We start from the raw sequence: 22249 nt of genomic DNA, 5'->3' as shown, positions 1-22249 counted from the left end.
TCCTCCCGTATGAATGGTTCAGGCCAGAATGCCATCCACAAAAGCCTCGCGGTCAAAAGGTTGAAGGTCATCCGGTTGTTCGCCCAACCCGGCGAACAGGATCGGTATGCCTAATTCTTTTTGAATGGCAAATGCCATACCCCCGCGGGCGGATGAATCGAGTTTGGCAAGGATGATTCCGGTAATCTGCACGGCTTCTTTGAATGCTTTTGCCTGCTGGAGCGCATTTTGGCCAGTAGTGGCATCCAGCACAAGCCAGGTAGCGTGAGGTGCGCCCGGTAAAGCCTTACCGCTGACGCGGTAGACTTTTTTTAATTCTTCCATCAAGTTATAACGGGTATGCAGACGACCGGCCGTATCTATAAAAACTAAATCCACATTCCGAGAAATGGCTGCTTGAATGGTGTCGTACGCCACAGCTCCCGGATCAGCGTTGGGCTGCCCGCTGACAATGGGCAGGTTAAGACGTTCGGCCCAAATTTCCAATTGATCCACTGCTGCTGCACGGAAGGTATCGGCTGCGCCAAGCAGGACTTTCTTGCCCTGCTGGGAGTATTTTTTACCCAGTTTGGCAATGGTGGTGGTTTTACCGGAGCCATTTACTCCGACTATTAACACCACTGCCGGTTTGTGGTGGTCCAGATCAATCGGCGGGGCGGGGTCAAGGCGTTGAATCAGTTCACTGCGCAGCAGGTTGCGTAGATCACTGGCTCGAATAATACCCTGTTGGGCTGCTTTTTTCTGGAGGACATTGAGTATTTCCTGGGTAGTCTGGATGCCCAAATCAGCCTGAAGAAGGAGGGCTTCCAGTTCTTCCCAGGTGAATTCATCAATCTCGGTTGCCCCAAATACGGTTGCCAGTCTGCCAAAAGCAGCTTTACTGGTTCGGTTGAGCGCCTCTTTCCATTTTGAGAAGAATTCTGCCATAGCGGGATGATTATATCATAAGGGGATTGGAAGGGGAGTTTTGGGCTTGTTGAATTGCCAGCTGACCGCAGCCAGCCTGAATATCAATACCGCGCCGGATGCGGATGGTGCAGGGAACACCATGGCGTTCCAATTCGGCCTTGAACGCCAGGGCACGCTCGCGTGTACTTCCTTTTCCAGCGTATTTTTGTGTGGGGTTCAGGGGAATGACATTGACATGACACAACAAACCTTCCAAAAGCCGGGCGAGTTTGCGGGCGGTTTCAACGGAATCATTCACATTCTGGATTAATGCCCATTCAAAGGTGAGGCGGCGGTGGGTTTGGGCAACATAATCCCGACAGGCTGCCATCAATTCGCTGAGCGGGTATTTTTTGTTAACTGGCAGCATTGAGGTGCGTAGCTCGTCATCGGCTGCATGCAGGCTGATAGCCAGATTAATCTGTCTTTGTTCTGCGGCAAAACGGCGGATCATGGGTACCAGTCCTACGGTTGAGATGGTAAACCTTCGCGCCCCTAAATTCATGCCCAATGGGTGATTGAGCCGGTCTATGGCGGCCATGGTGGCATCGTAGTTATGGAAAGGCTCGCCCATACCCATTAAGACGATATTGGTGACCGATTCGCCTTCCCGGCGAAGCAGGTTTGCGTAATAAATAACCTGTTCGACAATTTCACCGCTGGTCAAATTCCGCTTGAATCCCATTTGACCCGTAGCACAAAACACGCAGCCCATCGCACAGCCCGATTGTGTGGAGATACACAACGTGCGGCGTTTCTCATACTTCATCAATACTGCTTCGATTGCTCATCCATCCGGTAATTGGAAGAGCGTTTTGATGGTTTCCCGATCGGAGGAATGGAGGATTTGAATGGGTTCTAATGAAATGAACCGAAAACTATCTGCCAACCTTTGTCTCAAAGAAAGCGGCAGGTTGGTAAATTCTTCGGGATTACGCCAGTATGTTTGATACAAGCCTTCCCAAATCTGACGAGCACGAAACGAAGGCTGCTGCCAATCTCTGACCAGATTCTCGAGATCGGTATAATCGAGATCGTAAATCAGTGGTTTTAGAGAGGGCGGTTCTTTTTCAACCATTCAGGAATCAACCCCCACCAATTCACCGAGGGAGCTGGCAATCCAATCCGGTTTGGGTTGAAATTGTTCGGCTTCGGCAAGACCGGTAACCCCGCTAAGCACCAAGGCGGTTTTACAACCGGCATTCATTCCCCCCAAAATGTCGGTATCCAAGCGGTCGCCGATCACAAGTGTTTCGTGCGGTTGAGTTCCCATACGTTGGAGCGCCAATTGAAAAAGATGAGGATAAGGTTTTCCCATGATTTGGGGTGGGGTTCCACTGGCCGTTTCGATAGCAGCCAGAATGGAACCGGCACCGGGGGTTAACCCTTCGGGGGAGGGAAAGGTCTTATCCGGGTTGGTTCCGATAAATGGGATACCTTTTTGTATCAGCAGAGATGCCTTGCGTAACTTTTCGTAAGTAAACTGGCGATCCAACCCGGCCACCACAGCCACAACACCATCCTCAGCGTGATGAAAACCGGCTTGTTCGAGGGCTTCGATTAAACCGGTTTCACCAATCAAATAAACTGCACCCCCTTCCGGATGCAGTTGTTTGAGATAATGGGCAACTGCGATTGGCGAGTTGATGATCTGTTGAGGTTGAACATCAACCCCAAAGGAGCGTAGTTTATCCACATATTGACCGATGCTGCCAGTTGCATTGTTGGTAGCAAAGGTGTACTTGAGCCCAAGGTTTTGAATTCTTTCAAAAATCCGGGCGAGGTCACCAATTGGCTGCTTTCCCCGCCAGAGTACGCCATCCATGTCCAAAATGAGGGCTTTAATTTGCGGAAAATTATTGAGGAGCATGTCAGAAAAGGGATGTTTCCGGCAGGGTTTTGCTTAACCCTGCCGGAAAGGGGTTATTTTTTCGGTGGGGTGAGAACCTGATCCACCAGCCCGTATTCAACTGCTTGTTGGGCATCCATGTAAAAATCCCGCTCGGTATCCCGCTCGATGACTTCCAACGGCTGGCCAGTGCATTCGGCCAGAATTTCGTTCAAACGCGATTTCAGTCGCAGGATTTCTTTGGCCTGGATTTCGATGTCCGAAGCCTGACCCGAAGCACCACCGAGCGGCTGGTGCATGTGGATGGTTGCATGGGGCAGTGCATAGCGTTGTCCTTTGGTGCCGGCTGCCAGCAGAACCGTGCCGAACGAGGCGGTAACGCCAACAGCTACCGTGCTGATTTTGTTGGGGATCATCATCATGGTGTCGTAGATTGCCATGCCTGCGTAGATCATTCCACCGGGGGAATTGATGTACATTTGGATACCCTTATCGGGATCTTCTTTGCTCAGGTAAAGCAGTTGAGCTACAATCAGGTTAGCAATCTGGTCATCAATTGGAGTACCAACAAATACGATGCGCTCTTTCAAAAGCAGCGAGTAGATATCGTAAGCACGCTCACCGCGGCCAGTACTTTCGATGACCATAGGGATGATATTTTGAAAAGCCGGAATGGACATGGTTTCTCCTTTGGCTGGTTGAATTGATTTGAGGACTATTCCTCAGCAGGCGCGTCCTGATTCTCTTCCTGAACAGGCTCGTTACCGGAATCAGACTCGGTTGAGGATTCGCTGGCGAGGCCTTGTTCGGCAGGTTGTTCTTCCAAAGCTTGTCCGGTAGCAATGGCTTTCATCCGATTCAGGATCATTTGATTCAGCCTGCGATTGATATTGTAAATCAATACCTCTTGGGTGAGTTGGTTTTGTTCAGCCTTTGTGGGTTTTTTGTCCATTGGCATGGATTGCAAATCACGCAATGAGTCTTGAATGGCCTGCTGATAATTGGTTTCGTCAATTTTGATTTGTTCCACGTCGGCGAATTTTTCCATGATCAACGAACGTTCAAGCCGGCGGCGGGCAATCGGTTCGAGTTCTTCTCGAATGAAGGTTTCACGGTCTTTATTGACCATCTTGAGATAAGTGTCCAGTTCCATCCCCTGTCGGCTCAAATCGTGCTGGAAGTCCTCCAACAAATGTTCAATCTCATGTTCCAGTACCTGAGGCGGGTATTTGATGGTTGCTTGGGCTTGCAGCCGTTCGAAAAGTTGATTGAAAAAGGTTTCATCGGCCTCTTCTTTTTTTGCATTTTCTAACTGCTCACGAATTGCCTTCTTAAGGTCTTCCAATGTTTCAAATTGACCGATAGTCTGGGCGAATTCGTCATTGAGTTCAGGCAAGATCAGCGATTTGACGCTCTGCACGGTCACTTGAAACTCGACCTCTTTACCACGCAGGGCTTCATCCTTCTCGTCTTGCGGGAAGGTGTAGGTGAGGGTGAAAGCATCGCCTTCTTTTTTACCAGTCAAATTTTCGGAAAAGCCGGGAAACGGGAAAGAGCGGTTCTCCATCAAATCGCTGCCCAAAATGAATTGAGCTGGCCGTTCCGGAAAAACCATCTCGTCCTCTCCTTCGGCGGGGTGCGTCAATTTTCCGGAAAATTTGATGTAAACCAAGTCACCTTCCTGAGCAGGGCGGTCAACCGGTTCAGCCGTGGCGTAATTCGTTTGCAAACGCTTGAGGAAGTCGGTTACTTCTTGTTCTTCAACGGCCTGCGGGGAATATTCCAGACGAATATCTTTGTAATTGCCTAAGTCAACTTCCGGCTCTAACGGGACGAGGAAGGAAAATTTTGGCGGGTCCAAACTGAGGATTTTTTCTAAATTACCGGCTGCGCCGGGTTTGAGGCTGGCTTCTTCCAAAATTTTTGGATAGTATTCATCAATCAAGTCTTCAATAGCTTGCTCGATTAGAGCTTCTTCTCCCACGACCCGACGCACAACGTCATAAGGTGCCTTGCCGGGGCGAAAACCGGGGATACGGGTTTTTTCTGCAATTTTTCGCGCTGAACGGCGTTTGAATTGCTCTAAAAGTTCGGTCTCAAATTCAGCAATCACATTGACCTGATGGTCATCTCGGGGTTGGATTTCGAGTTTCAACTTGATCATCCTTGTTTAAAGAATTTTAATTTGAGTGGGGAAGGCGGGACTTGAACCCGCACGCCTTTCGGCACATGATCCTAAGTCATGCCTGTCTGCCAGTTCCAGCACTTCCCCGCATTTTGGCTTAATGGGCGTTTTTTGCCCGTTTTAAGCCAGATATGGCGGTGCTTTTTTGCCACCCGCCGCCCGCAAAATGGGCTAATCATGTGCCGTAAAAGCCCATTTTTGCGGTTGATTTTTTAAGATTGGGTGTAAATAACCCGTTGACGCTAGCACAATTATAGCGGGTTGTCACAATGTGACAAGGGGGAGATTTAGCACGTTTTGATCGGCGGCTGCTATTCATTGCGGCTGTTTTTGACCTGGCTGCCGTTTTTCTCGGAAGCGTCTTATTCTTGCCCGGTTGGAGCAACGGCTGGAGCAATATTCCTGATTGCCATGCTCGACCTTGAAAATCCTTCCGCATTCGGTGCATGAAGCAAGCGGAGTTTTCAGGTTTATAGTCATTGCCAGTTGATAGTAAATGTATTGAAGCAGATTATCGGGATAAGCCACCCAAAGAAAAATACCTGGCGACCCGCTGACGCCGTCCACTTCAAATGCCGCTTCAGGGATGAGACCGTGAGGGACGCCCGCAAGGTTTTCGTTGATAGTCCATGCTACAAGCACGGAGGCTTGAGCCAGTAATTCATCATCATCTTTCGGAGGGGCTTCAAACAGTTTGGCAAAGTCCGAAATTTGCCAAATGTCCCGCAGGAAAGAAGTATCTACCCTGCGGATGGCAATCACCATTTGGAACAAAAGCCTTACTGCCGCCGCTTCCGCCAAAATGTCCGTGACTTTTTCAAGCCCTTCAGTACGTTTCAAAAGTCCGTACTGGCCGACAAAAGCGGTAACGTCCTTTGGCGTCCGTAAGCCGGAAAAGTCAAATACCAGATTGGCACATTCGTAAGGCTGATACTCTTCAGGCTGGCTGATGGTGATGTAATCACCTTTCAATGTGGGCTTGCCGCGTGTCCAGGAACGGGGATAAACCAGTTGAGCATGTCCTTGCATGGGAAATCTCCAATTTTTTAAGGTTTATGTAACGGTAAAAAAATGATAACAGATTTTTTTATTGTTGTCAATCGTTGTAATATATCGTATTATAGTAACGGTATTTCAAATAATTACCGTTTTAGGAGATGTCCTATGTCCCAAAAAATTTTTGCAATCCGGCTTCCCGGCTGGCTTTGGGAAGAAGTCCAGCGGCGGGCTGAAACCGAATTCCTAACGCCTTCAGCGGTCATTCGCCGGGAACTTTCAAAGTCGTTTCAAAAAAAGCAAAGCGAAGAGAAAACCAAAGAAAACGCAAGCGGGGCTGAGGTGCAGCATGGACAAAACTAACAAAACAGAACCCGCCGTTGGCGGCGGCGGGCAAGGCTTGAGAACGCGGGGCAGCGTTCGCTATTTGGATTATACACTTGTGAACATTTTGCGTCAATTACCTGCGGGAGAAAAAATCAGCATGACCGACCTTGCCGCAGCGCGGGGCTGTTCGGAGCGAGAACTGCGGGCGCGGATTGAAGCCCTACGCCGGGCAGGATACCCGATTTTATCAAGCACGGCGAAGGGGGGAAGCGGCTACTGGCTTGACCCTGCGCCGGAAGCGGTGAAGCAATGGAAAGCGCGAACCGTCCGCCGGGCGGTGAAGATTATCGGTTTGGCAAATGCGGTGCAGTTAGAACTTTGGGACGGCGACGATGAACACAATCTCGATAACTGAACTTGTGACGTATTCCTTGCGCGGCTGGCGCGTTTTTCCGGTGCATTCGGTGCATAATGGGTGCTGTACCTGTGGCAACCCTAATTGTCAATCACCTGGCAAGCACCCGATCGGCGCGCTTGTCCCGCGTGGCTTCAAGGATGCCACCATTGATCTTGACCAAATCGCGGTCTGGTGGACGATGCAACCTGAAGCCAACGTAGGCATTGCGACCGGGTGCGAAAGTGGTTTAGTGGTGCTGGACGTTGACCCGCGACATGACGGGGACGCAACCTTGCTTGATCTTGAAGCCAAATTCGGGCGGTTACCTGCCACCCTTGAATCCTTGACCGGCGGCGGTGGGCGGCACTTGTACTTCAAATACCCGGCGGGTGTTCAATACCTAAAATCTTCCGCCGGTGCGCTTGGTCCCGGTTTGGACATTCGCGCCGATGGCGGTTTTGTGGTTGCGCCGCCGTCAATTCATTCAAGCGGGAATGCCTATGTTTGGGAAGCGTCCTCTGACCCGGAAAATGACGAACCCGCCGACCTGCCCGGATGGTTGCTGAACCTGCTTACCGCCGGGCAAAGCACGCCGAACGGACACAAGCCACAGGGGCAGCAGGCACAGGGCGGAAAGGTGTTACAAGGGCAACGGAACACCTGGCTGACCAGTGAGGCCGGGCGGATGCGCCGGGCGGGGATGGATGAACCCGCGATTTTGGCAGCATTGAGGGTACTTAATCAGGCACAGTGCCAGCCGCCGCTGGATGATGCCGAAGTCACCCGGATTGCTCAATCAGTATGTCGTTATCAACCAGGCTATGCCTTGACCGATGCCGGCAATGCTGAATTTTTTGGCGACCGACACGAGAAACAAATCTGCTATCGGCATGATACCCGCCGCTGGTATGTCTTCCGTTCGCCGGTGTGGGTGACAGATGACGATGGCGCGGTTGAACGTTTGGCGCTGGAAGCCATCCGGGAGCGGCAGGCACAGGCGTTCGGCATTCAAGATGCCGACTTGCGGAAGAAAACGATGACGTTTTTACTGAATTCAGAAAACGGGTATCGTCTGCGTTCGATGCTGGAAATTGCCAAGAGCCGCCCGAACCTGGCCAAAAGCGGCAGGAAATTTGATCAAAAACCTTTACTGCTGGCTGTGCAGAATGGCATTGTAGACCTGGAAACGGGGGACTTTCGGGAAGGTCAGCCGGATGATTACCTGACCCAATGCGCCGGGACGCATTACGACCCGCAAGCCAAAGCGCCGCGTTGGGAGCAGTTTTTGAGGGAAGTCTTCCTGGATGACCAGGAAATGATTACCTTCATCCAACGGGCGGTTGGTTATACCCTAACCGGCCTTACCCGTGAACAGGTGTTTTTCTTCTGTCACGGGGCGCGGGGGCTGAACGGGAAATCTACGTTGCTTGATACCCTGCGCGCCGCGCTGGGGGACTGTGCCAAAAGCACCAGTTTTTCAACCTTTACCACTGACCCGAACAAAGGCGGCCACCAGGAAAGCCTGATGGCGTTGGAGGGCGCGCGGCTGGTGGTTGCTGTAGAAACTTCGACGGTTGGCACACTGAATGAGGCGGTTTTGAAACTGGTTACCGGTCAAGACCCGGTAACGGGATCGCGAAAGCACGAACACGAGAGAACCTACATGCCGCAATTCAAGTTATTTTTGGCGGCGAACGACCTGCCAAAGGTGCGGGACGTTTCACCTGCGTTCTGGCGGCGGGTGGTGCTGATCCCATTCCTTGCGCGCTTTGAGGGACAAAATCAAGACAAGAACCTGAGGGCAAAACTTCAAGCCGAACTGCCCGGTATCCTGAATTGGGCATTGGAAGGCTGTCTGGCTTACCAGCGGGAAGGGCTGAACCCGCCGCCGCAGTGCGTTCAAGCCGCCGAAGCCTGGCGCGCGGACAGCGACCCACTGGCCGATTTTCTGGCGACCTGTAAACTCGACCCGCGACTTGAGACAAAGGCAAGCGACTTATTCGCCACCTATGAGCAGCACTGCCGCTTAAACGGCGTCCCGCAGGCGGTGAAGTCCATTCAGTTATTCTCAAAACTCATGGTGGCACATGGTTTTGAACGCGAAGTGAGAAAGAACGGAAAGTTTTTCAAAGGGATTGGAGTATGACGGTTACGAGAGGTGACGAGAAAAGGCCACTTTTCAAGTTTTCTTTCTTAAGTGACCACTTAAGGGGGAAAAATCAAAAAACGCCATTTTCTCGTCACCCTTCGTCACCAAGTCAAGATCGGAGGTTAGGAATGACCACACTACGGGGCAGATACAAACAAATCTTTGAGCAAGCCTGCGAAACTGGCTATATCGTTGCGCGGGAAGGTACGCCTTTGCCGGTTTTGAATGCTTTTTGGCATTTTTGCAAGGCAAACCGGATGCCCTATTTGCGGGTAACGGCACGGCGGAAATATGCTCGTATCCACTTTGACACCTTTCCGGCCGGAAGATACTTTTCCGATACTGAACAGGAGGCTTTGCGGGCCATTGGGCGCAAGTATCTGAAGCACGGCAAGTTTTATATGTTTGGCCGGGATGGGATCACCTTACCCGCTGTGCCGCTGGCGGATGTTCCAACGGTGGCTGATGAACTCTTGCGGTTGGCGATGGAGCGAACAAATGACCGGTGACTACTGCCCGCCTTTGTCGCTTCTTGCGGTGATGGAACTCGACCGCAAGCAAATTGAGCGGCTTCATCCGCTGTACCGGGCATTTTACCGGTTGGATGCCCTTGACCGGCCCGCAATCCTTGACCAGGTGCGGCGGCTTCAGGAGGCTGTACCTGACCTGAGCGAAGGCGATTGCCTTGAACTTCTGGCGAAAATTGCGCCGTATACGGGAGGTGACCCGTCCAAGACCGGCTGACGACCGGTGAGGATGCCCAAGACAATGCGTATTATGTTGGGCAAAAAGTGTTCGGTGGTATAATGAATACAGAACACCCGTTCGCAAAACATATTTTCTATAGGAGTGTGAGAAATGGCTAATCAGCCTGCTGTTTACTATACTCCCGCTGAACTGGCGGACATTGCCCGGCGCTATCTGCCGCGCCGTGTTACGAGTGATTTCAACGGTTTACGCATTCAAGCAGGTGTTACCGTTGAAAATCCAATTTATGAACTGCGTCAGGTGCATGAGCCAATCGCTGAAATCGTGACGCTGGCCTTTGAGGGTGTGCGTCAAATGCGCAAGGCCGGGCTTGACCCGTCCGTTTCCGCTGCTGCTTGTAATCTGATTGTGGATGAAGCCGTTGAGGTGCTCCACCTGTGGCATGGGCGCATTCAGGAACTTGGCAATCAGGCTTTCGCAAAACTTCAAGAAGAGCGCACGGCGGCGAACCCGCAGGATGAATCGGTGTTCCAGGCTTACGCTTTGCGCCGCTGGCCGCAATTTGAAACTTTGTTGAATGCCGGGCGTTCCTTGCCAGAAATTCTGCTGACCGTGACCGACCGCAAAGATTGCCGGGTGTTGCGTGAGGGATATCCGGCCTGGTATCAGGCAAAGCACGGGCTGACGGGCTTCGATGCTGCTGTTGCGGACATGCACAAGGCGATTGACCAGGCGGAAGAACGCTTCATGAGCGACCGGGAGAAGAAAATCGCCGCCAAATGGCAGGAGGTGGAGGTTGGGCTTCAACGGATGCAAACCGCCTTCAGCCAGGCGCTGACCGCAATCACCCGCTGCCGTGACCATGAACCCTCACGGACGCCTATCCCGCTGTGGATGCCTTCACCAGAAGGCGAGAATGTTGTTTGGGTAGAATGAACTACCGCGAACTTCCGCTTGCCGACCTTCTGGCCAACCTGCCGCCGGAAGTGCGGCGGGATTTCGACCTTGCCCGCTTCCGGCTGGCATTGGAAGGCGCAACGGATGCGGAAGTCACGGCGGCGCTGGTGACGTTTGGCTACCTGGTGCGATTGTTTGCTGGTACAATCCATTTTGACCGCTGGCAATTGCGCCAGTATGTCAGGATGACAGAAGATGACCCGAAACGACCTAACCGCAAGGCAAAAACGCTTTCTTCAAGCCCTGCTGACCAGTAAAAGCGCACGGGAGGCGGCGCATAAGTGCGGTATCGGCGAAAAGACCGCTTACCGCTGGCTGCGGCAGCCGGCCTTCCGTGAAGCCTTGCAAGAGGCAGAAAGTGGGTTGCTGGAAGAAGCCATGCGGAGGCTGCTCAGTATGCAGAGCGGCGCGCTTGATGCGTTGTCCGACCTTGTGACCGACCGCCGACTACCGGGCGCACGGCTTGCGGCTGCTAAAACAGTACTGGATGCCGTCTTGCGTTTTCGGAATGCGGTTGAATTGGAAGCCCGGATTACCGACCTTGAACGCAGGATTGATGAGGCTGCGGCGCAGGCTGAACCGCCTACGGACTAGGTTCAGGAAAACGTCAGTTTTTTGGGCATGCCTGCCATACTGAGCAACCAAAGCCCGAAATTTGCCCGTTCTTTGGACAATCCATATCAAATGACCTGTGAAGGCTAGAACGGGCTTTCTAGGGCTTTCTGGAGGGAAAATTCCGGCTGTTTTATCCTTTCTTTGCCAAATTTTCAACCGGGCTAAACCGCTGATGGGCTTGCTGTAAGTCATTTTCGTTCTGGGCAAGATACCGGCGCAAGACGGTTAGATCACTGTGTCCCATGAGCCTTTGAAGGGTGAACACGTCGCACCCCGATCGTAGCATATTCAGGGCAAAAGCCCGGCGAAAATCATGCGCGCTGGGTGGGTTGGTGATACCGGCTTCTTTGGCACGCACACGCAGGACTTTATCCAGCCCAAAGCGGGTAAGGCGTTCGCCTTTCTCATTGACCCACAGGGCAGGATGATCATCTTCACGGTTTTTGAGGTAAGCGGTGATGGCGCGGCGGGTATTCTTGCCAAAGTAGACCATGCGGGATTTATTCCCTTTGCCTTTGCGGATCAGGACGCCGCCGGTGGCAAAGTCCACATCGGCAAGGTCAACGGCAAGGGCTTCGCTGGCGCGTGTGCCGGCATCCAGCAAGAAAAACAGAAGGGCTTTATCCCGTAAATCGGTAAAGCGGTTGCCCTTGCATGCGTCAATCATCCGTTGAACGTCATCCAGGCTGACGCCTTCGATAATCTCTTTTGGCACTTTAGGCGGTTTGACCTTACGGATGGGGGCGCGGTAAGTATCTTCACCCAATTCAGTTTCCAGCCAGAACATAAAGGCGCGCAGACTTCGATAATGGGCATGGCGACCGCTGGGATTGTGGCCGTTCTGTTCCAGCCACAAAAGATAAGCCCGGATGGTATCCGGTGCGACCTGGTCAATTTGGGTGATTGCCTGGCTATCGCAAAACTCAATAAATCGCCTGAGACAGTTTCGATAAAACTGGATGGTATTGGAAGATAGTCCGCTGGATTGCCTATCTATGATGAAGGCTTCAATGGCAGTGCTGAGGTGATCCAAACCGAAGGTAAAAACATGAGTGCGGGTAATGTGCCGCGTTTTTGAAGAAGACATGAGCCACCCTCCAAAATGCCGTATTTGTGGGGGTGGCCATGCGCGATACCGCCAGATTTACGGGTGAATGTTTGCTTAGCCAAATGGCATGATCCTAAGTCATGCCTGTCTGCCAGTTCCAGCACTTCCCCGCTGGTTTGCGCGCCAATTATACCACCTATCACGGTTGAAGAGTATAACGGCTGGGGAAAAATTCACTTTTTCAAGAATTTTTATTCTATCTATGAAGCCGGGCTGGTATAATTGCGCCAATCTTTATTCATCGAGGAGAACTATGAGCCGCTTAATTAACCCGGAAAGCGCTGGAAAACAACGGACACAATTGACCAAAGGGGTTGTTCTGGCAATCCGGGAATTGATGAAGCAAGAACAGGCCGATGAAAATACTCGTGATCTGGCAGCATTTATCGGCCTGGCCTTGATTGAAATTGGCGAAACCATTGATATTTCGGTTCAGGCATGGGAAAAGCGGGGATACTGGGTCAAGGCTGAGCGATTTCGTATGGAGTGGGAGTGGGTCAATCAATTGGGGCGGGCAATGCTGGAGTCTCTAAAGGACGAGGATTGGAATCAGGTTGCTTTGCTTTCTGTGTGGATTGCTCAAAAATTACAGAAGATTCAGGTGGCTGAGCGTAACCGCCTTGGTACACCCTGGAAAGGGGCCTGGCAACGGCTTTTACAAACCCAGAAGTAAAAAAATCAAGCCGGGCAGAATCTTTGATCGCCCGGCTTGATAACGTTTATTGTTATGCCCTATTTTTTCTTGAGGATGATGCGGGCATCCACCACTTTCAGTCCTTTGCCGGATTCGTAAACCAAGACGGGATTGGCGTCCGATTCGCTTACTTCATCAGCCAGGTCGAGAATCATGGTCGAGTACTGACAAATCACATCAGCCAGCGCCTGACGGTCACGCGGGGCCTCACCGCGCACACCAGCAATAATGGGGGCACCCCGAATCTCGTCCAGCATGCGCAAAGCCTGGCTGGACGTCACCGGCGCAACACGGAAGGTGACATCCTTGAGAACCTCGACAAAGATGCCGCCCAGACCAAACATCATGGTTGGGCCAAAGGTTGGATCGTTGACCGAGCCAAGAATGACCTCGGTGCCCCACGGGGCCATTTCCTGTACAGCAATACCATGAATATTGGCGGTTGCCTTGTATTCTTTGGCGTTCTTCATAATCGTTTTGAAGGCTTCGCGAACGCCAGCATCATCTTTGATGTTGACCCGTACGCCACCCGCATCCGACTTGTGGAGGATGTCGGGGGAGACGATTTTCATTACAACCGGATAACCGATTTCGCGAGCCAGAGCCACAGCCTCGTCCTCGTTGCGCGCCAGGCGGGTGGGGGTTACCGGTAAACCGTAGCACTCGAAGACTTCCTTGGCTTCGATCTCGGTCAACGAGTCGCGCCCCTCGCTGCGAGCTTTGTTAATGATCTTCAAGGCACGCTCTCGATCCTGAGCCAGACAAGGCATGGCTTCCTCGCGGACAATTTCTTTCATACGGGCATATTCACGCAAGGCGGCAATGGCGTTAACCGCCAGATCGGGGGCACCATAAGCCGGTATGCCGTTTTCAACCAGCCAGCGCATGGCTTCTTCGGATCTTTCACCACCTACGAAGGAAACCGTCACTGGCTTATCGGTCACACCCGAATCGACAATGGCTTTTTTGATGCCTTTGGCAATTTCCAGCGGGTCAGTCATGGCGGTTTCACAATAGAGAACAACCAGACCGTCAACCCATGGATGGGCAAAGGCAAAGCGGATGGAAGCCTGATACCACTCTGTCCCGGCCATTCCGGTCAGATCAACCGGATTTTTGGCCGAGCCAAATTCAGGCATGTGCTTCTTTAACTCAGCCTGCACATCTGCTGGGGCAAATTTAAGCGGGACGCCCGATTTTTCTGCGGCGTCGGTTGCCAGAACACCTACACCACCGCCATTGGTGATGACCAGTAAGTTATCGCCTTTCATGGGCGGTTGCAGGGAGAGGGATAAGGTGCGGTTGAACAGATCGTTCAGGTCAGTTGCCTGAACCACGCCGGCCTGCTGGAAAGCAGCCCCATACACTTTGGCGGCTCCGGCAAGCGAACCGGTGTGCGAGGCAGCAGCAGCTGCGCCATGCGCTGAAACACCCGCTTTGAGAGCGATGATGGGTTTATTCGCATTGCGGGCTGCTTCGATAAATCGCCGCCCATCCCGAAAACCTTCGATGTAAAGAGAAATGCAGGAAGTGTTGGGATCCTCGTTCAGCCAGGTAATCAGGTCGGCAAAATCCACATCGGACATGTTGCCGATCGAAATGAGCTTATCAAAACCAACCCGACGAATATAACTGGCGGCATCAATGGCAATCAGCAGCGCTCCCGATTGGGAAACCAGTGAAGCCTTACCTTCCAAAGGTAGGAAGGGGGCAAAAGAACCGTTCATCTTGTCAGAATTTGAAAGCACACCCACGATATTCGGTCCCAATACGCGAATACCGTAACTGTTGGCCTTTTCGACCAGTTCGCGTTCCAGTTCTTTCAAACCAACTTCACTGAAGCCGGAGGTGATGACAATCATCCCTTTTGCGCCTTTGGCGCCCAATTCATCAACGGTGGGTAGTACTGCCTTTGCCGGGATGGTAATGATGGCAGCGTCAATGTCTTCAGGGATATCACGGATGGAAGGATATACTTTCAAGCCCAGAATTTCTGTTGCGGAGGGATTGACGGGATAGATTTTTCCTTGATAACCGCCTTCCAGTAAATTTTTCACAACTGTATAACCAATTTTTCCGGGGGTTGCAGAGGCCCCCACCACCGCAATTTTATTCGGCCTGAGTAAGCCATTCAGAGCTTTTTGGTCCACGAGTGTTCCTCCAGAAAGAATATGATGATAGATTCAAATTCTGTTCCCTTCCCAAGAAGAAAAACGGCAAAGGTCAGAATAGAGCATAGTTGTCTGTCAAACTGTTATAAGGATACCGTATTTATCACGAATTTTGAGTTAACAAAAATCCCTTTTTTGAGGTATTTTCATCACAATTTGAGCGTTAATCAGACGTTGTAGACCTGAGGGTTGGCACAGTAAGTCAGTTTTTCACCTCGCAATCCGGCAATCAGGTTTTCCGCAGCAATCAGGGCCATGTTTTGACGAGTACGGGTGCTGGCGCTGGCAATGTGCGGGGTGATTATAAGATTGGGAAAGTGTAACAAAGGATGACCGGGTGGGATGGGTTCGGGGTCAAAGACATCCAGCGCGGCCGCAGCAAGCTTTTTTGACTCTAATGCCCAATAAAGAGCCTGGTAGTCCACCAGACCACCGCGGGCTGTATTGATCAAAATTGCCCCATCTTTCATTTGCTCAAAACGCTGGCGATTAATGAGATGATGTAACTGAGGGGTGTAGTAGGTGTGAAGGCTGATGAAATCCGACTCCTGAAGCAGATCATCCAGATTCCGATATTCTACACGGAAATCCTTCTCAGCCTGTTCATCCCGTTTGGGGTCGTTGTAGAGGACTTTCATTGAAAAACCGAGGGCACGGCGGGCAACCGCCTTCCCAATCCGTCCAAAGCCGATAATGCCTAAGGTGGCGCCGTGGACATCCATGCCCGTCAGAACATCCGGTCCCCACGCCCGCCAGATGCCTTGATGAACTTCGCGGTCGGCTTCGACAACCCGCCGAGCGGCTGCCATCAGCAACGCCCAGGCAAAATCGGCGGTGGTTTCAGTCAACACGCCGGGGGTATGGCCTACCGGGATTCCATGGCGAGTTGCGGCTTGGATGTCAATGTTATCAAAACCCACGGCCATCTGGCTGATGACTTTGAGATGGGGAGCATTTTCAATCACTGCAGCCGTTATGGGGTCGGTCAACATCGTCAGCAGACCATCCAGACCTTGAACTTTCTCCAAGATGACTTCCGGCGGAGGAGGGTACTCCGCCGGCCAGATTTCGACCTGCGCAACCGTAGAAATTTTTTGAACCGCAGGCTCGTAAATACGTCGAGTTAACCAAACGGCAGGTTTATTCATGAGGGGTTTTCTCCAAAGCAAGTTGAATTAAGTCCTGAATGCGCGGAGCGAGTTCTCCCGGATTGGGGTGAAGCCCTTCGACCAACAGGGCATTTTCATAAAGTAACTCGATAGTTTTTTGAACAATGGGCGATTCGGGCGGGAATTTAAGCATGGATGTCAGAATGGGATGCTGATGATTGAGTTCAAGAATGGGTTTTGGAGGTTCAAAATTTTGATTGAGCAGCCGGTAAACTTTTTGTATTTCTGGCTGAAGCGCTCCCTGCGGCATGACCAACCGAAGTGGAGCCTGGAGCGGATGGGTTGAAAGGCGGATGTCACTGACCCGCTCACCCAGCACTTTCTTGAAGCGTTGAACAAGATCCTCGCTCTGTTTATCTGCCGAAACGGTTGTAGGGGTTTCTGCGGAATTCTCTTTCGGTAGTTTGAGATCTTCGCCGGCGGCATTGACCAGATCATGACCGTTATAGGTCGGCATTCGCAAGACCATGAATGGATCGAGGGGATCGGTCATAAAGAGGACATCCATGCCGCGACTGCGGAAAATTTCCAGATGCGGGCTGTTTTCCAGGCTCTTTTGATAATCGCCGATTAGGTAATAAATGCAGGTCTGGTTTGCAGGAGATTTCATCAAATAATCATCCAACGAGATCCACTCCTGCGGGTGATTGAGCGAGTGAAAGCGCAGGAGGGGCTGCAAGGCGCTTACAAGATCAGGCTCGGTGGCGATGGCTTCTCGAATGCTGCGGCCATGAGCAATCCAAAAGCGTTTATATTCTTCCGGCTTCTCCTTTGCGAGGGCTTTCAGGGTATCCAGGATTTTATTGGTCAAAATCCGTTTGATTTGTGCCATGACCCGATTGGACTGAATTGACTCTCGGGACACATTCAGGGGTAAATCCTCCGAATCCACCACACCATCCATGAAATGAAGGAAAGCCGGTGGTAATAGATCCTTGCAGTATTCCTGAATCAGGACTTTTCGGGCATAGAGTTTCAGTCCTTCTTCTTTTCTCAAACCAAAGGGATTGCGTTCCGGGCTTGCGGGTATGTACAGCAAAGCATATAGTTGCACGGGTGCATCAATGGCAAGGTGAAGTTTGAGCAGCGGGTCTTGAAAATCCAGTGTGAACTGGCGGTAAAAATCTCGGTACTCATCTTCCCCAACCTGATGAGGTGGCTGACGCCATAAAGACATACGGCGATTGGCAGGTTCTTGTTCATTGCCAATGTAAATCGGATAAGGGATGTAGTCGGAATGTTTTTTGACAATCTGACGCAGCCGATTTTCGTCACAAAATTCAGCCGCATCTTCTTTGAGAAATATTTTTACCGTTGTTCCTCGTTCGGATTTTTCAGCAGGCTCGATGGTAAAGGTATCTTCCCCCCTAGATATCCAGCGGGCTGGAGAGTCGTTGGGACGGTAAGAGCGGGACTCAACTTCGATTTTGTCCGCTACCATGAAGGCGGAATAAAAACCGACCCCAAATTGTCCAATGATGTCATTCAGTTTTGTGTCTCCCTTTTGAGCCGCTTCTAAAAATGCTTTGGCGCCTGAATGGGCAATCGTACCCAGATTCTGGCTCAATTCTTCGGCATTCATGCCAATCCCGCTGTCGCGGATCATCAATATGCGCTGCTGGGGGTCGCTTGTAATCCAGATTGCCAATTCGGTTTCGGGGTCAATAATTTCGCGATTGATGAGGGTTTCAAAATGAAGACGAGTCAGCGCATCCGAGGCATTGGAGATGAGTTCACGTAAAAACACTTCCCTCTCTGAGTAAAGGGAGTGGATCAGAATGTTGAGCAACTGTCGGGTTTCAGCCTTGAAGGGTACGGGTTGTGCGTTGTGTTGTGAAACGGCCTGAGACATCTCGAGTCCTCCGGAGTGGTTCTAAAAATGACGTCATTATATTACCCGAATTTTGTAAGATTTCTATCAAAATTCGAGAGTGAGAGAGGAGTGAACAATCTCTTTCTGCTAACCGGTTTTTTTGCCGTAAAGCGCCAGGTTTTGCCTCACGATTAAATAAGGCACTTTCAGGGTGCCCATTTCTGGCAAGAGCGGGTTCGAAATTTCCACATCGTAAATGGAGGTGAAAGCCTCGCGCGTAACATCCAGATATTTCTTTACCGAGGAAAGAGCCGAAAGTCGCAGGTGCCCTTCCATTCGGAAAGTGTCCACCCAAAGGGTAACCGGTTCCATAATGCGGTTGGGTTCAGTGGGGTCGAAATCGGGTGGTTCCTGATGAGGAGGGATTAAATGATAGGCGATAATCTGACTGACAAAGATGCTTAATTCCGGTTGGAAAATTGGTTTTAATTTTGCGCCGGCTGCCGGTATCAGCATTTTTGCGTTAAAAAGCGTCAGGACTTCGGGGGCAACGTTTGTCCGCAGCCAGGTGCTCACTCGTATGGCTTCTTTGACCACTGCATCTCCCCAAACCAACTTGCCGGGGAGATAAACCATCAACGGCACAACTTTTTCATCGGCTGCCGGCGTAAGGGTGATTTTTTCCGGTGTGGTCATTGTGCTTCTCCCCAATTTTAAACCTTGACCCCATAACGTTCTTTGATGGCAGGGATGAGATATTCGTTGAAGGCGCGTTCCTTATTATATTCCGGGAACCATCCCCAGTCTTTACGGGCGGCGCTGTCGTCCACGTCTGCTGGCCAGGAATCCACAATTGCCTGTCGGCTAGGGTGTGGTTTGAAGGTGATTTGCGCCGTTGGAAAAGCATTCATCACAATTTCGTAAATTTCCTGCGCCGTAACGCTGAAACTGGTCACATTGTAAACCAGATGTTTCAAATTCTCTTTGGGGGCGCTTTCCAGCATCAGCAGGGAACGAACCGCATCAGGCATAGCCATGAAGGGCAGACAGGTATCGGGACGGACAAAGCAAGCATACGGCACACCCTGAGCAGCATGATGGAGCATTTCCGGGCCGTAATCGCTGGTGCCGCCGGTTGGAACAGTATCTGCACTGATCAATCCGGGAAAACGAATACAGCGAAAATCAATTGTGTTTGGGGTATGGTCGGCGGCCAATTGTCGGTAATGCCGGGTGTAATACCGTCCGAGATGTTCACAGTACAACTTATTGCAGCCATACATGGTAGTGGGTTCAAGCCACATCCACTCTTTTATTTTTCCCGCGTTCAGTTTGGTTTCCAAATCGGGCAAACCATAGGCAGCGATAGAGGATGGGTAGATAAATTTTACTGGCCGTCCCTGCCAGCCGGATTGCTCCACAGCCAGCCGCAGGAGATTGAGAGTGCCTTCGACATTGACGCGGTGGGCGGTTTCGGGGTTGTATTCTGCCTTTGTCGAAAGGATAGATGCCAGATGATAGATTGTGCGGATTTCAAACTCGGCTACCAGCCTGCCAAGCAACATACCATCCAGAATGTCCCCCTGAATGGAACGCAGGCAATACTGGCGCAGGGATTCATCCAGTGGCTGTACATCCAGTGCAACAATGTCCACTTTGCCTTCTCTGCCAAGATGAGTGATCAAACCATGACCGATTTCACCGTTTGCACCGGTGATCAGGACCACTTCTTTACGCATGGGACTCTCGCTTTCTCCGGGAAGGGATAGGGTGGGATTGAAATAGACGATGAGATGAAGGATTAAGTTGGTCTCCTTCAATCACACCTTAATTGTATCGGTTAAGTCCAACCTGTCACCTTACAAACGTCATTATTTTCCGCTGCCAAGGGTTAGTCGGCTGTTTTGGAGTGGAGTTTTTGCAATGCCAGCCGTTCTTTTTCATCGTGAATCACGGCTAATTTTTGTTTGACTTCATCCCATTGTGAACCGGACAGTGGGTACCAGCGCATGGTCAACCAGCTGATGGTCAAGAGGATGGCTGGTATCAACATCCATGCCAGCAAAATACCGTTTTCAGCCTGAGCGGTTTGCAAGCCTTTGGGCAAGAGAGGATCATAGCCGTTAGCCTGTAAAATCCAGAGAAATGCAGCTTGAGCGAGGCTGATGGCCGGCTTGGTAACCAGACTGTTAATCCCGGCGTACATCCCTTCGCGACGCAAGCCGGTACGTTGTTCGTCGTAATCAATCACATCTCCGTTCATGATCGGGATCAAGTACATTCCGCCTGCAAAACCGACGCCTATCAGGAAAAATCCGGCCACGGCGGGTATCAGCATTTTCCCGCCTAGCAGCATGATTACACAGCCGGCTGCAAAGGCAGCCAGCCAAACGCGGACGCAGGTCTTCACACCCCACGGATCACGCTGGCGAATCCAAAACCAGATTCCAAACACAATCCCGGCCGCCAAACCAAGATAAAGCGGCAGCGGTGTGATCATGATTTCATCGAAGTAATAGGCTACGCCCTGCATCAGACTTGTTTGTATATAAATAACGGTAAAACTGACTACCAGAAAGATGACGAAGGCAAAGTTGAGAAAACTTTCTTTCAATGACTTGAGAAAGGGAAACTGCTCGTCTTGTTGGGTAAAAACTTTTTCCTCGTAAAAAAAGGTGCTGGAAAAGACAATCAGCCCTAACACAATGGCCATCCCGATTAGAAGGAAGCGATAGGCGGCGGGGTCATCCCCAGGGCCGGGCTGAATTGCGGCAATGACAAAAGGTAAAACGTTTGGAAAAATCATGAAGATGATTTTCCAGATAAAAATACTGCTGCGGGCTTTGTTGGAAACCGCCATTTCATAAGGCATGATGTAGATGCTGGTGGCAATGGCAGTATAGAGAATGTCGTAAAAAAATAAACCAATCAGCATCTGGGAAAACATTACAACCTGGGAAGCAGGCAGGTCTAGCCACAGGAAAATGAAGCCAAGAGTCAGGAGCGGCGCGCCGTAGCGAATGTAGGGCCGCCGGCGTCCCAGTTTGGATTTGGTGCGGTCGCTGATGAACCCAAATAGAGGGTCATTGATGGCGTTCCAGATACCGAAAAGTAACCAGACCAGACCGGCTAAATTCGGTTCAAGACCACGAACCCGCGTGAAGTAATACGTGAGAGCGCCACCACCAACGATGGTTTGCAGCATGGCAACCGATGAATCAGCCAGCGAAATCCAGATGCGGCTTTTCCAAGGGATTCGTTCTTCAGTGATTGAGTTATCCATCCTTATACTCCCTTGAGGAATTGAGATGTAACTTAAACAACAGGGGCTGTCCAAAAAGTAAGGGACAGCCCTTTTCTTTTTAGGAGAAACGTGATTCAATGGGGGCATGAAAAGAAAACCTGCCGCTCCTGTCTTCAAACCTTATGTGATGGGTCAACCTTATCTGCTGCCACCCAGTTACGATGACCTCATCGAGCCAGGCCACCTGGTGCGGGTGGTGAACCATGCGATCGACCAGCTTGACTTGAGCCCCCTACTGGCACAATACAAGGGGGGAGGCACTTCCAGTTATCATCCAAAGATGCTCTTGAAGGTGCTGGTGTATGCCTATACCCAGAAGATCTATACCTCGCGCAAGATCGCCAAAGCGCTGCGGGAGAACATCCACTTCATGTGGCTGAGCGGGGGCAACCGCCCGGACTTTCGCACGATCAACGACTTTCGCGGCAGCCGGATGAAGGGAGTGATTGATGAAGTGTTTGGCGAGGTACTGGCGTATCTGATCGAGGTGGGCAAGGTCAAGTTGGAGACGTATTTCATAGACGGGACGAAGATCGAAGCGGACGCCAACAAACACAAAGTGGTGTGGGCGAAACGCAAAAACACCTACCAGAAGCGCGTGCGCGTGCAGATCGAGGAACTGCTGAAACAGATCGAAGCGGAGAACGAAGTCGAGCAGGCTACGTATGGGGAGGAAGACCTGGAGGAACGCGGCGGATCGGAAAGCAGTAGTGGGGAGATAGATGCCGAACACCTGCGGGCGCGCATCGAGAAACTGAACCAGCGGCTGCGCGAGCGTCCACAGCGGGAAGAAGAAAGCCGGGCGGCGCGCAAAGCGCTGAAGAAGCTGCAAGACGACTGCCTGCCGCGGCTGGAGAAG

The 22249-nt window shown here is 51.3% G+C and carries 24 protein-coding genes and 1 tRNA gene; 10 read left to right on the top strand and 15 right to left on the bottom strand.

The annotated features are described in order from the left end of the window. Positions 1-18 precede the first annotated feature (18 nt). The 8 genes from ftsY to AC812_RS13405 form a co-directional block, all read right to left on the bottom strand. A complete protein-coding gene (ftsY, locus tag AC812_RS13435) occupies positions 19-927 on the bottom strand; it encodes a signal recognition particle-docking protein FtsY (RefSeq protein WP_061917303.1) in 909 nt (302 codons plus the stop codon). Positions 928-937: 10 nt separating this feature from the next. Beyond that, positions 938-1720 (bottom strand): dual-specificity RNA methyltransferase RlmN, encoded by a 783-nt coding sequence (gene rlmN, locus AC812_RS13430; protein ID WP_272897783.1) that lies wholly within the window; start codon positions 1718-1720, stop codon positions 938-940. Between the two features lie 15 nt (positions 1721-1735). Next, positions 1736-2026 (bottom strand): radical SAM family protein, encoded by a 291-nt coding sequence (locus tag AC812_RS18015; RefSeq protein ID WP_201797715.1) that lies wholly within the window; start codon positions 2024-2026, stop codon positions 1736-1738. Then, positions 2027-2818, bottom strand: coding sequence for an HAD-IIA family hydrolase (locus tag AC812_RS13425; RefSeq protein ID WP_061917300.1), 792 nt, complete (start codon positions 2816-2818; stop codon positions 2027-2029). Positions 2819-2871: 53 nt separating this feature from the next. Next, complete coding sequence (locus AC812_RS13420) at positions 2872-3477, bottom strand: ATP-dependent Clp protease proteolytic subunit (RefSeq protein ID WP_061917297.1); 606 nt, start codon at positions 3475-3477, stop codon at positions 2872-2874. Between the two features lie 35 nt (positions 3478-3512). Continuing rightward, entirely contained in the window at positions 3513-4952 is a 1440-nt protein-coding gene (gene tig / locus AC812_RS13415) for a trigger factor (protein WP_061917293.1), read from the bottom strand. A gap of 35 nt (positions 4953-4987) precedes the next feature. Next, a tRNA-Leu gene (locus AC812_RS13410) sits at positions 4988-5069 on the bottom strand. Positions 5070-5297: 228 nt separating this feature from the next. Next, on the bottom strand, positions 5298-6011 hold the full coding sequence (locus AC812_RS13405; RefSeq protein WP_061917290.1) for a CGNR zinc finger domain-containing protein: 714 nt from the start codon (positions 6009-6011) through the stop codon (positions 5298-5300). Between the two features lie 135 nt (positions 6012-6146). On the opposite strand from AC812_RS13405, the gene AC812_RS13400 reads away from it, so the two are divergent. From AC812_RS13400 to AC812_RS13365, 8 genes are all read left to right on the top strand, one after another. Further along, positions 6147-6341: a hypothetical protein gene (locus AC812_RS13400; protein WP_061917287.1), complete on the top strand. Its 195-nt coding sequence runs from the start codon at positions 6147-6149 to the stop codon at positions 6339-6341. Continuing rightward, a complete protein-coding gene (locus tag AC812_RS13395; protein WP_061917285.1) occupies positions 6328-6720 on the top strand; it encodes an HTH domain-containing protein in 393 nt (130 codons plus the stop codon). Before AC812_RS13400 ends, AC812_RS13395 begins: the two co-directional genes overlap by 14 nt. Continuing rightward, a complete protein-coding gene (locus AC812_RS13390; protein ID WP_082149116.1) occupies positions 6698-8848 on the top strand; it encodes a phage/plasmid primase, P4 family in 2151 nt (716 codons plus the stop codon). Before AC812_RS13395 ends, AC812_RS13390 begins: the two co-directional genes overlap by 23 nt. 131 nt (positions 8849-8979) lie before the next feature. Then, on the top strand, positions 8980-9360 hold the full coding sequence (locus AC812_RS13385) for a hypothetical protein (RefSeq protein ID WP_061917278.1): 381 nt from the start codon (positions 8980-8982) through the stop codon (positions 9358-9360). Next, positions 9350-9595 (top strand): hypothetical protein, encoded by a 246-nt coding sequence (locus tag AC812_RS13380; protein WP_061917276.1) that lies wholly within the window; start codon positions 9350-9352, stop codon positions 9593-9595. Before AC812_RS13385 ends, AC812_RS13380 begins: the two co-directional genes overlap by 11 nt. Positions 9596-9709: 114 nt before the next feature. Continuing rightward, the gene (locus tag AC812_RS13375; protein ID WP_061917274.1) at positions 9710-10495 is read left to right on the top strand and encodes a hypothetical protein; all 786 of its coding nucleotides are present in this window, start codon (positions 9710-9712) and stop codon (positions 10493-10495) included. Then, positions 10492-10773, top strand: a complete 282-nt coding sequence (locus AC812_RS13370) for a hypothetical protein (protein ID WP_061917271.1) — start codon at positions 10492-10494, stop codon at positions 10771-10773. The genes AC812_RS13375 and AC812_RS13370 overlap by 4 nt, the downstream gene beginning before the upstream one ends. Next, a complete protein-coding gene (locus AC812_RS13365; protein WP_061917268.1) occupies positions 10712-11110 on the top strand; it encodes a terminase small subunit in 399 nt (132 codons plus the stop codon). Before AC812_RS13370 ends, AC812_RS13365 begins: the two co-directional genes overlap by 62 nt. A gap of 151 nt (positions 11111-11261) precedes the next feature. Here the strand turns inward: AC812_RS13365 and AC812_RS13360 are convergent, their stop codons facing one another. Beyond that, positions 11262-12218 carry a tyrosine-type recombinase/integrase gene (locus tag AC812_RS13360; RefSeq protein WP_061917265.1) on the bottom strand — a complete coding sequence of 319 codons (957 nt, stop codon included), beginning with the start codon at positions 12216-12218 and terminating at the stop codon, positions 11262-11264. A gap of 274 nt (positions 12219-12492) precedes the next feature. Between AC812_RS13360 and AC812_RS13355 the strand changes: the two genes are divergently transcribed. Beyond that, on the top strand, positions 12493-12912 hold the full coding sequence (locus AC812_RS13355; protein WP_061917262.1) for a hypothetical protein: 420 nt from the start codon (positions 12493-12495) through the stop codon (positions 12910-12912). A 59-nt stretch (positions 12913-12971) separates the two neighbouring features. Here AC812_RS13355 and AC812_RS18310 read toward each other — a convergent pair whose 3' ends face one another. The 6 genes from AC812_RS18310 to AC812_RS13325 form a co-directional block, all read right to left on the bottom strand. Further along, the gene (locus tag AC812_RS18310) at positions 12972-15083 is read right to left on the bottom strand and encodes an acetate--CoA ligase family protein (protein ID WP_061917260.1); all 2112 of its coding nucleotides are present in this window, start codon (positions 15081-15083) and stop codon (positions 12972-12974) included. A gap of 188 nt (positions 15084-15271) precedes the next feature. After that, a complete protein-coding gene (locus AC812_RS13345) occupies positions 15272-16252 on the bottom strand; it encodes a 2-hydroxyacid dehydrogenase (protein ID WP_061917257.1) in 981 nt (326 codons plus the stop codon). Continuing rightward, positions 16245-18125, bottom strand: a complete 1881-nt coding sequence (gene htpG, locus AC812_RS13340; RefSeq protein WP_061917254.1) for a molecular chaperone HtpG — start codon at positions 18123-18125, stop codon at positions 16245-16247. Before htpG ends, AC812_RS13345 begins: the two co-directional genes overlap by 8 nt. 108 nt (positions 18126-18233) lie before the next feature. Next, positions 18234-18782, bottom strand: a complete 549-nt coding sequence (locus tag AC812_RS13335; RefSeq protein ID WP_061917251.1) for a hypothetical protein — start codon at positions 18780-18782, stop codon at positions 18234-18236. A 17-nt stretch (positions 18783-18799) separates the two neighbouring features. Continuing rightward, on the bottom strand, positions 18800-19825 hold the full coding sequence (locus AC812_RS13330; RefSeq protein WP_061917248.1) for an NAD-dependent epimerase/dehydratase family protein: 1026 nt from the start codon (positions 19823-19825) through the stop codon (positions 18800-18802). A 152-nt stretch (positions 19826-19977) separates the two neighbouring features. Next, on the bottom strand, positions 19978-21369 hold the full coding sequence (locus AC812_RS13325; RefSeq protein WP_061917245.1) for an MFS transporter: 1392 nt from the start codon (positions 21367-21369) through the stop codon (positions 19978-19980). A 106-nt stretch (positions 21370-21475) separates the two neighbouring features. Between AC812_RS13325 and AC812_RS13320 the strand changes: the two genes are divergently transcribed. Further along, positions 21476-22249, top strand: a 774-nt coding sequence (locus AC812_RS13320; RefSeq protein WP_211261488.1) for a transposase, incomplete at its 3' end; no start/stop codon positions are given.

This window comes from Bellilinea caldifistulae (genome assembly GCF_001306055.1).
GTDB classification, from domain to species: domain Bacteria; phylum Chloroflexota; class Anaerolineae; order Anaerolineales; family Anaerolineaceae; genus Bellilinea; species Bellilinea caldifistulae.
This window is presented reverse-complemented; position numbering and strand designations above follow the sequence as displayed.

Bases quoted from the DNA above. Each gene is read 5' to 3' on its own strand.
- AC812_RS13325 (WP_061917245.1), bottom strand. From the start codon at position 21,369: ATGGATAACTCAATCACTGAAGAACGAATCCCTTGGAAAAGCCGCATC.
- AC812_RS13400 (WP_061917287.1), top strand. From the start codon at position 6,147: ATGTCCCAAAAAATTTTTGCAATCCGGCTTCCCGGCTGGCTTTGGGAA.
- ftsY (WP_061917303.1), bottom strand. From the start codon at position 927: ATGGCAGAATTCTTCTCAAAATGGAAAGAGGCGCTCAACCGAACCAGT.
- AC812_RS13360 (WP_061917265.1), bottom strand. From the start codon at position 12,218: ATGTCTTCTTCAAAAACGCGGCACATTACCCGCACTCATGTTTTTACC.
- AC812_RS13380 (WP_061917276.1), top strand. From the start codon at position 9,350: ATGACCGGTGACTACTGCCCGCCTTTGTCGCTTCTTGCGGTGATGGAA.
- AC812_RS13375 (WP_061917274.1), top strand. From the start codon at position 9,710: ATGGCTAATCAGCCTGCTGTTTACTATACTCCCGCTGAACTGGCGGAC.
- AC812_RS13365 (WP_061917268.1), top strand. From the start codon at position 10,712: ATGACCCGAAACGACCTAACCGCAAGGCAAAAACGCTTTCTTCAAGCC.
- AC812_RS13425 (WP_061917300.1), bottom strand. From the start codon at position 2,818: ATGCTCCTCAATAATTTTCCGCAAATTAAAGCCCTCATTTTGGACATG.
- htpG (WP_061917254.1), bottom strand. From the start codon at position 18,125: ATGTCTCAGGCCGTTTCACAACACAACGCACAACCCGTACCCTTCAAG.
- AC812_RS13335 (WP_061917251.1), bottom strand. From the start codon at position 18,782: ATGACCACACCGGAAAAAATCACCCTTACGCCGGCAGCCGATGAAAAA.
- AC812_RS13355 (WP_061917262.1), top strand. From the start codon at position 12,493: ATGAGCCGCTTAATTAACCCGGAAAGCGCTGGAAAACAACGGACACAA.
- AC812_RS13330 (WP_061917248.1), bottom strand. From the start codon at position 19,825: ATGCGTAAAGAAGTGGTCCTGATCACCGGTGCAAACGGTGAAATCGGT.
- AC812_RS13370 (WP_061917271.1), top strand. From the start codon at position 10,492: ATGAACTACCGCGAACTTCCGCTTGCCGACCTTCTGGCCAACCTGCCG.
- AC812_RS13395 (WP_061917285.1), top strand. From the start codon at position 6,328: ATGGACAAAACTAACAAAACAGAACCCGCCGTTGGCGGCGGCGGGCAA.
- AC812_RS13405 (WP_061917290.1), bottom strand. From the start codon at position 6,011: ATGCAAGGACATGCTCAACTGGTTTATCCCCGTTCCTGGACACGCGGC.
- AC812_RS13420 (WP_061917297.1), bottom strand. From the start codon at position 3,477: ATGTCCATTCCGGCTTTTCAAAATATCATCCCTATGGTCATCGAAAGT.
- AC812_RS13385 (WP_061917278.1), top strand. From the start codon at position 8,980: ATGACCACACTACGGGGCAGATACAAACAAATCTTTGAGCAAGCCTGC.
- AC812_RS18015 (WP_201797715.1), bottom strand. From the start codon at position 2,026: ATGGTTGAAAAAGAACCGCCCTCTCTAAAACCACTGATTTACGATCTC.
- AC812_RS13390 (WP_082149116.1), top strand. From the start codon at position 6,698: ATGAACACAATCTCGATAACTGAACTTGTGACGTATTCCTTGCGCGGC.
- AC812_RS13345 (WP_061917257.1), bottom strand. From the start codon at position 16,252: ATGAATAAACCTGCCGTTTGGTTAACTCGACGTATTTACGAGCCTGCG.